Below are 16024 nucleotides of genomic sequence, written 5' to 3' on the forward strand. Positions count from 1 at the left end.
CAGCAAAGGGGGGTACAACTTAGAGTGCAGGTTCTAACGTAGCGTTAAAATGTCTCAATACTTTAGGTTCATAAGTAAACTTCAAACCTGAAATAGATGAGGCGCGTTTTTTCACTTCTTTAAAAGCAGCAATAATGTAATCAAGGTGAGCTTGCGTATAGGTTGCTCTGGGAATGGCTAAACGCAACAGTTCCGCTGGACAAGGCAGTTGTTCACCAGTTTCAAGGTCACACCCTTGCAATAAGGACCCTATTTCAGCCCCACGAATACCCGCCACTTTATAAAGCTCACAAGATAAAGCATGCCCAGGGAATTGTTCCGGCGGAATATGAGGTAAGAGCACACCTGCGTCAATAAATGCAGCATGACCGCCAGCTTGCTGGCAACGAACCCCTAACGCTTCAAGACCATTTACTAAATATTCAACTTGCTGAAGACGGGAAGCTAACCAATCTTCTTCCATCCCATCATAGAGTCCGACAGCTAGGCGCTCCATAGCACCGCCTTCAAGCCCGCCATAGGTTGGAAAGCCTTCCAATAGCACGCATAATGTTTTGCATTCTAATTGAACATCTAACAAGCTTTCATCTTTGAAAGCAAGCAATCCCCCAATAGGAACCATCGCATCTTTTTTCGCTGACATAGCAAAGATATCGGCATATTTAAAAGCTTCGCTAGTTATCTCTTGAATGCTCCATTCAGCATATCCCTCTTCGCGTTGCTTTACAAAATAGGCGTTCTCTGCAAACCGTGCACAGTCCATAACTACGGGAATATCATAAAACTGCGCTAACTCATAAACAGCCTTCAAATTGGCAAGAGAAACTGGCTGACCACCTGCAGAATTGCAAGTAATCGTACTCACAATATAGGGCACATTTTTAGCCCCGATCTCTTCAATGCCAGACGCGAGCGCTTTCAAGTCAAAATTGCCTTTAAAATCTCTCTTAACTTCAGTATTAAAGGCATCACGAGAAGGCACATTCATCACACGACAGTTATTTTTTTGAGTGTGCCCTTGAGTGGTATCAAAAAAGTAATTTGAAAATGCGGCCATCTTTTCTCGTTCTAGCCCCTTATCTCGTTCACGCTTATTGATCAAGGCAGGTACATACAACTGTTCAGCGCCACGTCCTTGGTGTGTAGGGATAGTAAACTGATAGCCAAATATATCTTTTACCGTTTGGCTAAGCGTCCGATAGCTTCGACTGCCGCTGTACGCTTCATCACCTCTCAACATTGCGGATTGCATGGCCTGCGTTACTGCCCCGGTGCCACTATCGGTCAGTAAATCGATAAACACTTTATCGCTATCTAACAAAAAAGGATTGTACCCCGCTTTCATTAACGCCAGCTCTCGCTCTTGTTCTGTTGTTCTTTTAACTGGTTCAATAACCCGGATTCGATACGGCTCCGGCAAATAGTGTGAATCCATAGGCTGTTCTTGATTGTTGCTAATTGCTGACATAGGGTTCTCTCCAAACATTTTCCAACGATTAAGGGTAAGTTGGTTAGAAATAACTAAAGAAGCCCATTATTCGGACACCCAAACCTCTCCTTCCCAACTTAAATAAAGATTAATCAAATAAATAAAATTTGGTATTAATTTCAGCGTAAATTAAATATTAATAAACATATTAACAACACCTAAAAGCCCTCTAAAAAAGCATCATAGCCATGAGAAAACCTGACCAAATGACATCACCGTTTTTTTAATTAATAAAGATAATTAAATAAACAATGGACTTAGAAAGTAGCACTATAAAAGTAGTGGTATGAGAATGAAAAATATACCTAGAGCATATAAATTAGAAGGAAAATGGAAATATGGAGAGCCCATTATGATACTAGGGAACACATTGGTTGCTGGAGCGGGGCCGGTCGGCATTCAAACTAGCCAAATTATGGCTCCTCTTAGTCAAAAAATAGCCCTCATCGGCAAAAGCTCCCCTCAGTGGGAAAATAGGCAAAGATTAATCAAACAACACGGATACGTTGTTTGTTGTAAGGTGAATGAACCACAATTAGCGACACTAGTCGGATTAGTTAAGTTTAATGAACTTTATACAGAGCTATCTCCCCTTCCCTCCTCTTGGGATACGTTAGTTTTAGCCACTCCAGCTCACGCCTATTGTGATGTGTTGTCTTCCTTTTCTGAAATTTTATTAAAGAACTTAAAACAAATCATTCTTATGTCCTCAATGCTCGGCGGGTGTCTTATTTTAGAAGGAATGTTAAAAAAGAAAGGAGCCTCTCCAAATATAATGCTCTTCTCTAGCTACTTTGCGACGTCTTATTTTACTTCTAACCCGACGGACAAAAATAGGGTCCTCACGGTCAGAACCAAAACAGTAAAAAAACGAGTTTATATTTACCAGTCTAAATCCAATGATGGTTTATTGAGCGCCTTGCGAAACGCTTTAGAAAAAATTGATGTTCAAGTCATCCCTTTAGATAACTCGTTCAGTGTGGAAGGCAGAAACATTGCTACTTATGTACACCCTGCTTTTATTATCAATACGTTTTCATTAGATCACATGTTGTCTAAGGAAGACGAAGTTAAGTACATGTATAAACTGTACCCAGAAGGGCCAATCACCATGAGTTCGATTAGGGATTTACTACTGCACTGGAAATCAGTTTCTCGCCTACTTGAACATTACTCAGCTCAACCGATTAATCTACTGCAGTTGCTAAATGATGAACATCACCGAGTACATGAAAAGACTATCCCCAAGGACAAAATAGTCTCTTTCAACGAGCTTGATGAGATAGAGCAGGAATATCTACTCTACATACGATATAGCACAATCCTGATAGACCCAGACCCGTTTTCAAAAGGTAAAACCTTTGAGGTTTCAGCCAAACCTTATATCAAAGGAAAAGTTATAAAAGGAAGACTACTACTCCCCAGAACTCCTCTAGAAGACCTACAGACCCTTTATTGGCTTAACCACTTAGTTCAAAGCTCAAGCCTAATCTCTTCTGTCACATTTCCCTCAATAGAAGTGTTTGAAAATTGGATAAAAGAAAGAAACCTACCAAATACGCTAATCCAGGCTTTAAAACAACGCGCAAAAGAATATTACGAATATGCAACCCCATCTATTAGCCCCTAGTAATTACTAGGGGACACACATATCTTTTAATTCGCATTTTAGCGTTTTGCTTCAAAAAGATAACAGGAAAAAGGAGATTAAGGTGTTAATAAGAAAAGCGACGCTCAACGACATATCCTCTATCAATGCTCTGTGTCACGAGCAACTAACAGGCAGCCACAGTAAAATTAGCCATTACAAGAGAGAGCAGAACGAATACAGCTTAAGTGATTACAATTTCAGTAAAATCAGAATCATTGATCTAGTTTTTACGGAATCAATGATGAAGGAGAAGCTAAACAATAAAAATATCTATTTTTTTGTCGCTGAAACAAAAAAGAATAAACAAGTCATAGGTTACCTAATGGTTAGTGTCCATCCTCCTAAAAAAAGGCCGGCTCTCCAACAACGTCTCCCATCTTTCTACGCTTACATCGAACGATTTTATGTGTCGTATAAATACCATGAACAAGGTATTGAGCTTGCCCTACTCAACAGCTTTGATTATTGGAAAAAATACAAATCAGCACACTAATCATTATCTTTCAAAAAACCATGAAATTTGTCAATGCTCAGGCTGAGCATTGACAAATTTTCCCACAATCAAATCAATCTAAAGCTGTTTTTCTATAAAAGCCCATCAAACCTTCTTGATACCCAATCAAAAAGAAAAGGGCGAAACTAATATTGCCAGTGAGTTGCGAAAAGACAAGACAACACACACCACTACGACCCAAGCTAAAATAACGTATTCAATCGGTCACCAGTTATAAATTGCCCCAAGCCCCCTGGTTATCCCAAACCAAAGTAAAGGCGAGACAGCGAGTAACCAAGGAGTTTGGACCTCGATTTTTTATATGTCGGTTGCACCAGAAAAAAATAGCAACATGAAACGTCGATACCACAGCGTAAATCACACCGGTAATTAAGGTGTGACTGAGACACTACATTGTGCTTGGATACTGGTAGGAGGGCAGGGTAGGAGAGTATTAGAAGAGAACAGTTCATCTGCTTGGCATATGTGGCTTCAAACATCGAAATTAAAGCTAAGCGGTGTTCTGCTATTCGCTAGACAGATCTACGAGAGAAAGCCCTAATGCCTCACCTATGACATCTGGACAACTAGAAATTCGTGAATTTTAAAAGAAGGTATCTCGTCTTAAATAGGTTGACGATTTTTAGCAAGCCTGTAACGGAATTTTTTGTTTTTTCATACATATTATTTGGCCTGTTCATCTTACGAATGAAGGCGTCCGTTGACAATGACAACTAATGAACGCCCTCATCAGATTGAACATAAGTCATGTAGCTCACCAAAAACTCCTCTACCTTTGAAGAAAACATTTATTTTACCAAATTCGGATGCTTTTTCATTCAATGCCTTTTTCATTGTTTTGGTGTAGCTCCATTTTGGCTTAACCAGCAACCGCTCTTCTTGAAGGTAGTTAAACTAAACATCGCGGCCCAGCTTTATTCCTTTAGCTATCAATTGAGGTTTTAGTAAGAGAAGTGAAGCTTGTGAGTTCCTAGTCGAGACATGAAGCGCCTTAGTGCAAGCTCACCTTGACAATTTTTCTCTCTGATATACACATTAAAGATAAATATCGCGTAACGAACAAGCCCTAATTACGCTTACTTTCTTTTCGAAGGCTTCTTGCCGCCCTCGGTGATTTCGGCATCGTGCTCTTCCTTGAACTGACTAAATAATCCATTTCTCCATTTTCAATGGTATCCACAACCTGTATTTAAAGCCTAGTGTGTAATCTCGCTGAGTGCTCTTAACGTAGTGTTTATTTGGGATGGTCATAATTAGTCCTCAATGTATAAACATATTTCAAGACGGGGAAAATATTAAAAAAACCACGACTCTGCTGATAGTTTAACAGTCGGACAAGAGATAAAGTTTATCGATGGCTTACAAGCTCGTCGGAAACCTAAAAATATCATGGACCGCAGCGGCCAAGGCTGTCACTAAATAAGTGGAAAGTATCATCAATTACTGCGGTGCTTCCAGATAAAAAACTTATCTCGACGAAAAAATTGCAGGGAGTAGGCGACAATCGAACGTTTTTTAGAAGCTTAAATACTAAGTGGATTCCCGCAATAAATTATCGCAGCTTTGCAGAGACTCAAAAAATCATCCAATACATAATTAGATATTCCAGCCAACTTAGGCCATATCAGTATAATGGTGTTCTGACACTCATTGGCTCAGAACGATTGATTGTCTTGAAAACCGTGACCAATTTTATTGGACCACTATACTCTTGCCTCTAAAGAAAGATAAAGCCCAATTAAGCGATAAACGTAATTTCCCATCTAAGGGTTGATAAAGATTGCTACAAAGTTAGCGTGGTTGCATGACATTGGTATTCCTACAACGTTCGCGAGCTTGTTCGGTTGTGGAGTGGAACAGCACCTACCGACAATTTCAATTTAATAATCAGTAATTTCAGAGCAAGCTTCAGGAACACATTCGTCAAAGTTGGATTTCATTTACGCAACAAGGTTTAAAGTTAATCTTCTCAGGGACGATAGTAGAAATAGCCTCTGAAGCCAATTTCTATCCAAGAGTGAGAGAAAGGGGCGGTAAATTATAATTATTGACTTAACCTTTGAAATTCGAGAGTTCGTAATATTTGATTTCTGGCGTTGGCACTTAAGGTTCTTCCCAAGGCAAATTAATCCCACTGTCATTAATATAATCAGCGCTCAACACACACAACTCATCACAACACGAATCAACCTTTGTCCAATCCTAACATCTATAGGCCTCATCATTTGCTTGAGGAGGCTATTGCCGATTGTAGTAGCTCATCAGGTAATAGCGGCTGAGCTTGTGTCCACTCGATTTTCAAATTTATGAATAACTTCTCCATGGGAGCATTGACGATCCCATGTCAATACTTACATCATAACTGAAAAATCTTTCAATATAATGGAGGGAAATTTACAAACGATATAGCGTTTCAAAAATCTTTGTGTTTCTCTTATCGAAAGTCCCTCTGCTTCTCTTCGCTACATATAGTTTTGTCTTAGGATCCTTCTCATTCTATCAAAACTACTGTCATCGGTGTCAGGATGTCTTTCGTGATGAAGTTTGTAACGAACTCACTTCAAAGAGGTTAGGTAAATGCAAACTCTTTGCCTAACCTCTGTAGATTAGCACATGCTGTAACCAACAATATCGCAGCTACACATGATCACACCAAAGTGTTCCATTAATGTTGAAGCTCTTTCTTTAGTTCGCATGAGAGAAACTTTTCGTAAGTAGATTTAAATGATAAATAGGTTTGACTGCATAAAAAATCGAGGAGACATAGCAAGCTCGTTTAATTCAGTCAGGCGCAGTGACGAGTAATGCATGAAACTGATTTACAGCCTGGGATGATCTAAAAAACGAAAAAGATCTTCACCATAAGAGCCCGCATTAATAGTAGCGATTTACCACCTAGTTTAGTACCTAAGATCATTAGACCACTACAAACCCAACCCATTTATCAATTACATGCAATTGGTAAAAAATATAGCTAAACATTAAGAGTAAGACATAAAATTATTAGAGAACTAACATTTACCCAACAACTAACATCAAAAATCTCTCGAGATTTGATGTTAGTTGTTGGGTTACCGACTGAGCCTAAGTGAAGTTGGTATATCTTGAAACTAGATCCTAAAGTTTCTAGTTTCTTAGAGTTCATCTAAATGTATCAACATCTACCGATTCAATATCAACATCTACCGATTCAATATCAACATCTACCGATTTTATATTGATATTAAACGATCAAACATATAAACATTTACCGGAATAAGATTTTTTAGTATTAACATTAGCCGATCTAAAAGAAAGGTAAGATCATTAATTTAAGTTAACTTATGATAATTAACCTAAATTGGTTATAAAACGATCAAAGCATTAGATAAATTATGAATTAAATACATAGTTTGATCATTGCGAAGTAACTAAACATTTACCGAAACAAGTAGTTATTTACCGATATTTATACATAATTTATGTTAAGAGCTATAGATGTTTACCGAAATAATATAGACATCTACCGAAGTTGATGAGGTAAGTAAGGTTATCTGTTAAAATGATACTATCTCATTCTTAGGTAATGATCATGACGTTATCATCCAACTCTAGCCTGACGGTTATTAATGAAGAAGACCGAAAAAATCGGTTTATCTCATCGATTCTTTTCTCTCGAGCAACTATTTTTCATCCTGCTTCTCGTTTGACTTCAACGATGCAGTCAAAATTGATTCAAATTGCTCAGAGTGGTGGTACAGATCCAAATCACCCATTAGAGAGTGTTAATATTAATAGCTATGGGAAAAGCTTCAGGGTTGATCTACATGTAGATTATCTCCTACAACCTCATCGCGATATCCTCGAGACTATGCTGGCCTATGCTCAAACTATTCAACTCGACGATGCTTCTTATGAAGCGGGATCTCGTTTAAATTGGTCCCAAGTATATCAAACCATTTCTGATGGTGATATTTCTGACACTCAACAAGATGGTTTCGACTCTTTTATTGACCGGGATGCAACCGTTTTATCGATGAGTATGTATGAGCTAGCAACCCGAATGGGAATGGCGACAACTCGTCCGAACTACGATCAAATTGAGCGTCGTATTACTCAATTGGCAACGGCTCATTTGGTGATTAATGAACTCGATGAAGAACAGAACGTTGTAGGCAAAAAGCCCTTAGAATTTGTGCAAGATTACCGTTTCTATTGTGATCGAAGTAAATTCAAAACCGGCCGTAAAAACAGTAAGAATCTAACTAACCATGTATTCTTAGTGCCAGACATGCGCTTGCTACAAGCGATACGCGACCATGGTTACTATTATCGATTAGAACAACACAAAATGACCAACTATAGTAAACCGTCAGTTCGCTCATTCTTAAAATACATTACCACGCACAAAGCAGAATTTTTACATAACAAAAAGTTTGAATGGGCGCTCGATAGTTACATTCAGTCTATTGCTTCTAAAGTCAGCCATAGCTTCCGTAGCGATCTAAGAAAAGATTTGTTGGCCAATGCCGTGCAAATTGAAAAAGATTTTAGTCTTCAATTTCGCGATGTTGGTAATGGTATACAGATCTTTTATATTGGGGAGGGTAAATCATGATTACTCAATCTCTTGATAGCTTGATGTCTTCACCTGCGAGCCAAAGCCTAGAGTTCAGTATAAAAGGCTTACTCAAAGGGCATGTAGGTATGTTGATTGCCGCACCGAATGTCGGTAAATCTCACCTTGCACTTTGTATTGCGATGGAACACGCTTCTTCAATGTCTTTACTAGGGATGAGCGCGGCCGACAAACCGGCTAAAACCTTGGTACTGAGTTCAGAAGACGGGGCTGGCGTGATTCAATCTCGAATGAAAGAAAAGCTGGTTAATTGCACTGCCACCATTAAGTCAGAGCTAAAAAAAAATCTACATTTTTTAACGGACATTGAACCGATAGTGATCCCGCCCGACAGCTCTGCACAAGAAAAAGTAGAACATAAGCAGTATTTAGAACAACTCAAACAAATTTTCTCTGAATTCGATTTAGTGATAGTAGACACCGTGACTGAGTCAATAGGCCGTTGTGAGGAAGTCAAACACGATCGCTTAATCAAAAATGTCTTCCAAAGCCTTGCCAGTGAATCAGGCGCTAGTTTATTGCTTGTTCATCATGTGAATAAAGAGGAAATTCGTGGTAATCAAGAAATTACCATGGCATCTGGGGCTGGTTTAACGTCGATAATGCGATTAACAAAGTGCTTATTTACGTTAAAGAGAAACAAGGATTTCCTGTCGATTAAGTACCTTAAGAGTAATTATTTACCTGAAAATGAAAATCAAGGGTTTGCGGTTGAAGTAAGACAAAACCTTACGATTAATCCACAGGTATTCAGTTTGAAATCCAAGACGTCTAAGTCTGTTCGATCGGTGCAAAGTATTAAGCAAAATCCAAAAAAAATTACGCTGCCTGGAACTATCCCGGAACAAGAAGAAATTGAAGAGCGTAAAAACCTCAGAGACGTTTTGTAAGCTAGCTCTCACATTTTCAAAAAGCACCGAATTTCGGTGCTGTCTTTTTGTCTGACTCTGTTCGCACTTTCTTATATCCGTTCACTTTTTTGTCTACCTTAGATAATCTTATTTAAGGTGAAAACATGGTGAACTACGCATATTTAGGAGTCTCTTCAGACAACCAATATGTAGCAAACTAAAAGCACGGGCTCTATGACTCTACCAAAAAGGTTGGGATAGGTAATTTGGTGTTTGTAGAAGTCAGCCGTATTGCACGTCTTACCTCACAAGTGCTCAAAGCACTCTAAGTGAGCATGGAAAATAAAATCATCGTCTATATTGCTAATCAGAATTTGCAACTGGATGGTTCAATGCTGTGTCGGATAATGGCAACAGTACTAGGCGCCAAATTTGGTTTTACTCTAGGCTTATTTCATGAAAATTGTCTATGTCCGTGTCAGTACCCAAGACTAAACGTCCGACGTTCAAATTTAACAGCTAAACCAGTTGTTGGGCTTTGCGAGGGAAGGGGACATTATTCACGTTACCAAAGTCGATTGAATGGCGCGTAATACCATCGATGCATTGCAAATTACCGCTCAGCTCGCGCAAAAGAAAGCCGGTTTGGTTTTTCATGATTTGTGCTATTTGGAGCTCAATAGCTATGTAGGCCGGATCATTTACACCACCAAGATGGAAAGAAAACACATCTTGCAGCGCTGTAATGAGGGGGTTGGCACGAAAATAGGGCTTGTTTTTTCCAGCTTTACGTTTCATGAAAACGGTTGAGGGGACGTTTAAGTGTACTGGGTTTTGTTTTTATGTTCGATGCAGTTTTTAGGAGGCCGCATGACAGTTTGTCCCACAAGATCCGCCGAGACATATCTAGGTGAATTCGACCGATTTTGACTCCACCGTAAAGGCGGTTTAGGTACATGAGGTGCTCGTTAAGGATTTCGAATCTACCGACTCCATAAGACTAGAAGAAGGCAATCTAGGTTAAGGTGTCAGGATTATATATTGTGACGGCGTAACAAGTTTTGAGCCGATGCGAGAAGATTACGTTTGCGAAGAAAGTAGAAAGGACGAGAGAAACAACGTTCGCGTATCGGCCTCTTCTCTTTATGACGACTAGGAACAGGCTCTTAACGTCGATATCACGTTAAATAATCGTTAATGTTTACTTCATCAATTTGCTCAGGCTGTAAATAGTCATCAGTAAGACGTTTACAAACCCTCGAACTTAAAAAAAAAGCGAACAGAGCAGGGTCAACGCTTCAAAGAGATCGGCAATGGCCATGACTTTTGTGGTAAGAGGCATCTCTGAGCCCGTTAAGCCCATAGGTTACACTTACCATTAATTTTCTCATGGTGGCCTCCCGCAATTTTTGCCAAGTTTCGAATATGTCGTGGGAACGGTAGCTACTCCAAAATATGGATGGTTTGAACAATGTGATCGTTGATGATAAACCGTTCTTTCTCTGTTAACGTGCCGCTCTGAATACCTAAGTTGTGCATTTATCCTTTATTCGCCTGATATTGCTTCGGCTGGGTATTTATCTTTTTTCGTGTACTGCTTCATTTCTTCTGAAGATGTACCGAGTTGTTTACTTAAGGTTAGAGTCCACATTCGTGAGACGATATTAGGTTCAGTTGGTGTGATAAACTCTGCTCCCAAATTAAGCTGAGCTAAAAATTAAAAATATTGATTCAACTGTTCACAATTTTCTATTAGTTGCTTTCACCATCCAACTGGATACGCTTGCACCAAAGACTTCAATTTCGTAATTTCTTCCTCACGTTTAAGAAGCTTGAAGCGTATTCTTACTTCGTGGATCCGGTTATAAATCGCTTCCAGTTTTGTTGCTTTTTTGACCACACCTTCGGGTGTCGTGATTTTTCCACAGTTATGTAGCCAACTCGCCATTTTCAACTCTTGCCACTCTTTTTGAATTAAGAAAAAAGTGGTCAAAAGGCGGTAAGGTAGATTCTTGAGCTGCGCGAGTTAACCACTCGGCTAAGATTGGAACACGTTGGAACTGGTTTCTGTATAAAGGGATTTTTTGTCTAATAATCCTGCAATAAATTTGATGAATTGGTTAAGGAGTCATGTATGGTTTATGGTGTGCACGACATGGAAATTTGATTCGATAGGGACAGCAAGGAGTGCCTTGAAAAGACATTTATTGCCAGAGTTTGTGTGCTATCCCGTCAGTAGCCTTGATTCATACCATGTACAACGTTGATTTGATGAATTTAGTTGACTTAGGCTGGCGCTGCCAACCGTAACCTTGATGTGCTTCGTTCTATTTTTAAGTATGCTGTTCAGCAGCGTCTTGTATGGAGAATCCTTGTGATGGCATTAAGCAAAACCGTAAAAAATAGCTTAATCACACATCTTAAGTATGGAAGAGCCAAAGCAGCTTAAAATCGTTTTAAGGTGCTAAAATTGCTCCTTTTAATGGGTTGTCTAATTTAAGAGGTGACGGGGCTGAGATGGTCTTTTGTCAAAAATGATGAATGGCACCGCAGTTGTTAGGTCATAAGCGTATTCCGTCAACGCTTCGTTTGCCCATGTGAATGATGCGCAAGTATCGCTATCTTCTGAGGCGATAGGGGAAGTCATTCGTGGAATATTATCAGGTCAGTTTATGAGTAAACCTAAAAATCGAAAAGTGAGAGCATCCAAACCTAAACAGACGAGCTCCCAAGCGCAGAGGAAGACTTATCAAAGCAATGCCAACACGTACTGATGAGGAAGTTGAACGGTTTAGGTATCTGTGTTACCTTGGTTTTTATCCCTACCGCTTAGTAGGGACTTCTTTTCTTTTCCGAACTCGCATCTCGGCACTCCTTAGTTGCCCTCCTAAGCCTCACCGCAGGCTTTAATTATGTCCATTTCAACCCAAAAGTTAAGAAACATCTTCAAATTCACTAGAATTGAAAATTTCAAAACCAACTACAATGTAACTCATATTGCTCCTTGGCTACCACTTGCTCAGAAAGTGAAACCTGTCATCCCTTCGGCAATTATATATTGCGAAGGTAATTTCGGTGAAATTGATGGTAAAACCGCTAATGGGCTAGTGAGGCATTCATTAAGCTATCGTATTCTATCGGTTATTGATAGTGTATCTGCCGGCTTAGATGCTGGAGAAGTACTTGATAACAAAGCCAATGGAATACCGATCCTTGCCAATGCTGAAGAAGCTATCATTCACGCGGAAAGCATTCCCGATTACTTCATTTTTGGCATTGCGCCATCAAGTGGTTTTTTATCTGACTTAGATAAAAGCATCATTTTAAATGCCATGTCACTAGGAATGAACATCGTAAATGGCTTGCATGAATTCCTAACTGATGATCCTCTATTTTTAGAAGCTAGCTTAAAGAATAACGTTCGAATATTCGATACTCGCAAACCCAAAAGTAAAGGCGATCTGAAAACGTTTAGCGGCAAAATACACAACGTTAAATGTCCGAGAATTGCTGTAATGGGGACGGATTGCGCGCTAGGAAAACGAACAACAGCAACAATATTGGCGAATGAACTGACTAGAAAAGGCCTTAACGTCGTTCTGATTGCCACTGGTCAAACAGGTATTATGCAAGGCGCACAATACTGCGTTGCACTCGATGCTGTCCCTTCACAATTTTGTGCCGGTGAGTTGGAATCTGTCATTGTACAGGCCTATGAAAAAGAAAATCCGGACCTGATTATTATTGAAGGGCAAGGAGCCTTGAGTCATCCTGCGTTTTCAACCAGCGCATTTATCTTACGTGGCAGTTGTCCAGCGGGTGTGATATTGCAACATGCTCCTAAACGTTTATATCGTAGTGATTTTCCTGATTGCCCAATGCCTTCGATTGCTTCAGAAATAAATCTTATCGAAACGTTTTCTAATACCGATGTTATTGGACTAACACTGAATCATGAAGATATGTCTTTAGATGAAACCTGTCGTGCGATAGACAGCTACACTACCGAATTTGGTATACCGGTTACTGATGCATTATCACAGCCTGTCGAACATCTACTGCACATCGTAACGTCAGCCTTCCCTATGATAGCAAGAAAACTGGCCGCAAAAGGGTGAACTGCCCTAGATTAGACATTGATTGTGGGAAGATTCACCATAACGCTCAGTACCTGCTCACTCAGCTCTCACTAAAAAATATATCCGTTACACCTGTAACAAAAGTCTTCCTCGGCCACCCTATCATCGCACAAGTTCTTATTGATGCTGGCGCAACAATGTTAGCCGATTCAAGAATGGAAAACCTTCAAAAGATGACTGAATCAGGCATTGCTATCCCTAAAATGCTGATACGTACGCCCATGCTAAGTCAAGTGGCGAGTGTAATAAAATACAGTGATATGAGTTTAAATTCTGAAGTTGAAGTAATTCAGAGGCTTTCACATGCAGCGGAACAACAAAATTGCCGTCACGGTATCATTATTATGGTTGAGCTTGGCGATCTCAGAGAAGGTGTGATGCCGAATCGCGTGATTGATTTTATCCGAGAGATTATTTCTTTACCGAACATCACGATAAAAGGAATTGGTGCGAATTTAGCCTGTCGGTATGGCGTCGCTCCAAATGAACAAAATATGAATATTCTTTCTGATCTTGCCGATGGAATTGAAGCTACATTTGGGGTCAATCTAGAAATTATTTCAGGGGGTAATTCTGCTTCAGTTAACTGGGCTCTTCAGAGAACAGGCTTAACTCGAGTCAATAACCTTCGTATAGGAGAAGCAATTTTTTTAGGCTGTGAGCCTTTAGAGCACGAAAATATCAAAGGCTTACATACGGATGCGGTTTCTTTGACCGCTGAAGTGATTGAATCCAAGATTAAACCGACTTTGCCTTGGGGAAGTCGGGGGTTAAATGCTTTTGGTGAAAAAGAAAACCTTCAAGATAGAGGGGAGGTATCACAAGCTATTCTGGCATTAGGCCGCCAAGATGTTTGTGTCAGCGGGCTTAAGGCTCCGAATGGGATTAAGATCATGTCTTCAACTAGCGATCACTTTGTCCTTGAATCCTCACAGAAACCACTACTTGTAGGGGAAAAAGTCACATTCAGTTTAGATTACAGTGCGCTCTTATCTTCTATGTCTTCACGTTATATCCATAAATATTTTAAGGCACCTAAAGGGAGAAGAAGCGCATAATGCTACGAACAACAGTAATTTTCTTCGTCAGTGTCATGCTTAACGGTTGTCAGATAAGCCCAATAAAATCTAATGGGCTTGCCGATTATAGAGCGACGGTTATCTCAAGCCAACTGCCACAAGAGTTAGGCTCAATCACACTCGTAAATGCTCAGTCAGAGGGCAATAGTGTCACTCTTATTTTCGTAAAAAAGAAAACTTTGAATATGGACAGCTTAGTAGAAAAAGTCGCCGTTAGTTTTTGTGACAACATCGAAATAAGACCACTATTAGAGAGGGGGGTCTCTTATCGAATCATTACCTTAGGCAAAAATGATAACGTAGAAAGCCTTAACGTCATTTCTCTAGCTAAGTGCTCTAATTGAATGCTCAGCAGTCGAATGGATAAAAGCCAATACGAGTTGTTCAATGTACTAAATGACACTATTTTATTAAGGTTTGACCGCCTTACGCCTTGGGAAAAAAACTTTATCACGGACCTACACCACAAAGCTTTAACTAAGCAGCTCATTTCAACGAAACAAGAACAACTTGTCTTAAAAATTTCAATGAAAGCCTACAAATCAAAGAAGAAAATCGAACATTCCAACTTTTAATTTAAGCCTGTATATACTTAATCGGTTGTTGCTTTCGCATTTGGCTTGGAAAAGAAAATTGCTGGCTGTTGGAAGTCATCAAAATCCATTTCATGAGACTCTGTTGAGTTCTTGTCTTTTTCTCAAATTGAACTTCAAGGTCTGTTTTTCTCTGAATCTGCTTAACACGGCTAAATATCCTATTTTGCGAAGAGACCTCGCAACCCCGGAAGTAGAGAAAATCACTCGATCTTAGTTTGTTATCAAGAATGGCTCAGTTAAGTAACGCAAGCTACATCCAACTACTATCAATCTCTAGTTTGGTTTTGATCCGCCAAATCTCTTCAAGCCGAAAGGAAATGTCGGATAGACGGCACCTGTTACCAGGTGCCACCCTCCTCAGAACCGTGTGCAACTTTCACTGCATACGGCTCAAGCCTCCACAAAGGCACAGTGAAGCACCCAGTAATTAAATCGTTATAGGACTAGAGCGAGACCAAAAGTTGATCGCAACATTAGCTCTTCGTGTTAATTACCTTTGCGATACGCACTTGAAGCTTTAATACCTCGCCAATGAGCACTCAGTAATTGAGAGACCACGGTTCGTTGTAAGAAGATGCACTAATTTCATTCGAAATCATCATTTGCTTTTCTTCTTCAATAAAGTTCTTCAAACTCTTTCGCAACGGGAGACCAGTTAGAAGTCAGCTCGCTTTCGCGCCAGATAAAAATCTGTATCCACTTCATTACAAAGCGGCATTTGCTTTCTCTAACCTCCTTTACCTGCATACCTATCGGCCACCTTCACAGGTAGCTTTCCCATAGGGAGGTATACAGGCTTACCCTGTTCCGTATGTCGCGTAAAAATGTCAACTTAGATAATTGGACTCCCCAACCCTAAGTCCTACAATAGTAGGGTTCAAAATAATTTGGAGATTCAAATGAACAAGACGATTGTTGGCGTTGATTTAGCTAAAAAAGTGATCCAAGTTTGTATTTATACAAACAGAAAAGTGCACTCAAATACAGAGATGACACCGAAGGCGTTTACTTGTTGGTTAGTAAATTCAAGGCCTGCCACAATCGTGTTTGAAGCTTGTGGTACTTCGAATTATTGGAAGCAACTCGC

The 16024-nt window shown here is 39.7% G+C and carries 9 protein-coding genes and 5 pseudogenes; 11 read left to right on the forward strand and 3 right to left on the reverse strand.

Annotated elements, in window-relative coordinates:
- Window positions 1-19 precede the first annotated feature (19 nt).
- The gene (tnaA, locus tag ACED60_RS22900) at window positions 20-1435 is read right to left on the reverse strand and encodes a tryptophanase (protein WP_029203693.1); all 1416 of its coding nucleotides are present in this window, start codon (window positions 1433-1435) and stop codon (window positions 20-22) included.
- 340 nt (window positions 1436-1775) lie between these two features.
- Between tnaA and ACED60_RS22905 the strand changes: the two genes are divergently transcribed.
- The 6 genes and pseudogenes from ACED60_RS22905 to ACED60_RS22930 form a co-directional block, all read left to right on the forward strand.
- Window positions 1776-3119: an opine metallophore biosynthesis dehydrogenase gene (locus tag ACED60_RS22905; RefSeq protein ID WP_371728550.1), complete on the forward strand. Its 1344-nt coding sequence runs from the start codon at window positions 1776-1778 to the stop codon at window positions 3117-3119.
- A gap of 82 nt (window positions 3120-3201) precedes the next feature.
- Window positions 3202-3633 carry a GNAT family N-acetyltransferase gene (locus tag ACED60_RS22910; protein ID WP_016800061.1) on the forward strand — a complete coding sequence of 144 codons (432 nt, stop codon included), beginning with the start codon at window positions 3202-3204 and terminating at the stop codon, window positions 3631-3633.
- A 3592-nt stretch (window positions 3634-7225) separates the two neighbouring features.
- On the forward strand, window positions 7226-8251 hold the full coding sequence (locus ACED60_RS22915) for a hypothetical protein (protein ID WP_016800063.1): 1026 nt from the start codon (window positions 7226-7228) through the stop codon (window positions 8249-8251).
- Window positions 8248-9162, forward strand: a complete 915-nt coding sequence (locus ACED60_RS22920) for an AAA family ATPase (RefSeq protein ID WP_017103257.1) — start codon at window positions 8248-8250, stop codon at window positions 9160-9162. Before ACED60_RS22915 ends, ACED60_RS22920 begins: the two co-directional genes overlap by 4 nt.
- A 125-nt stretch (window positions 9163-9287) precedes the next feature.
- Window positions 9288-9548 (forward strand): annotated as a pseudogene (locus tag ACED60_RS22925) (resolvase); the annotation flags it as partial.
- 91 nt (window positions 9549-9639) lie between these two features.
- Window positions 9640-9876 (forward strand): annotated as a pseudogene (locus tag ACED60_RS22930) (recombinase family protein); the annotation flags it as partial.
- Window positions 9877-10885: 1009 nt separating this feature from the next.
- On the opposite strand, the gene ACED60_RS22935 reads toward ACED60_RS22930, so the two are convergent.
- Window positions 10886-11071 carry a hypothetical protein gene (locus ACED60_RS22935; RefSeq protein WP_017103258.1) on the reverse strand — a complete coding sequence of 62 codons (186 nt, stop codon included), beginning with the start codon at window positions 11069-11071 and terminating at the stop codon, window positions 10886-10888.
- Between the two features lie 964 nt (window positions 11072-12035).
- On the opposite strand from ACED60_RS22935, the gene ACED60_RS22940 reads away from it, so the two are divergent.
- From ACED60_RS22940 to ACED60_RS22955, 4 genes and pseudogenes are all read left to right on the forward strand, one after another.
- Entirely contained in the window at window positions 12036-13241 is a 1206-nt protein-coding gene (locus tag ACED60_RS22940) for a DUF1611 domain-containing protein (RefSeq protein ID WP_016800067.1), read from the forward strand.
- Window positions 13238-14363 (forward strand): annotated as a pseudogene (locus ACED60_RS22945) (alanine/ornithine racemase family PLP-dependent enzyme). Before ACED60_RS22940 ends, ACED60_RS22945 begins: the two are co-directional and overlap by 4 nt.
- A complete protein-coding gene (gspS2, locus tag ACED60_RS22950; protein ID WP_016800069.1) occupies window positions 14320-14685 on the forward strand; it encodes a type II secretion system pilot lipoprotein GspS-beta in 366 nt (121 codons plus the stop codon). Before ACED60_RS22945 ends, gspS2 begins: the two are co-directional and overlap by 44 nt.
- The gene (locus ACED60_RS22955; protein ID WP_016800070.1) at window positions 14686-14916 is read left to right on the forward strand and encodes a hypothetical protein; all 231 of its coding nucleotides are present in this window, start codon (window positions 14686-14688) and stop codon (window positions 14914-14916) included. It abuts the gene before it with no gap.
- Window positions 14917-14929: 13 nt separating this feature from the next.
- Here the strand turns inward: ACED60_RS22955 and ACED60_RS22960 are convergent.
- A pseudogene (locus ACED60_RS22960) lies at window positions 14930-15289 on the reverse strand (hypothetical protein); the annotation flags it as partial.
- Window positions 15290-15836: 547 nt separating this feature from the next.
- Here ACED60_RS22960 and ACED60_RS22965 point away from each other — a divergent pair.
- A pseudogene (locus tag ACED60_RS22965) lies at window positions 15837-16024 on the forward strand (IS110 family transposase); the annotation flags it as partial.

Origin of the sequence: Vibrio sp. 1F279, assembly GCF_041439815.1 — a bacterium.
Taxonomy (GTDB): Bacteria; Pseudomonadota; Gammaproteobacteria; order Enterobacterales; family Vibrionaceae; genus Vibrio; species Vibrio tasmaniensis_A.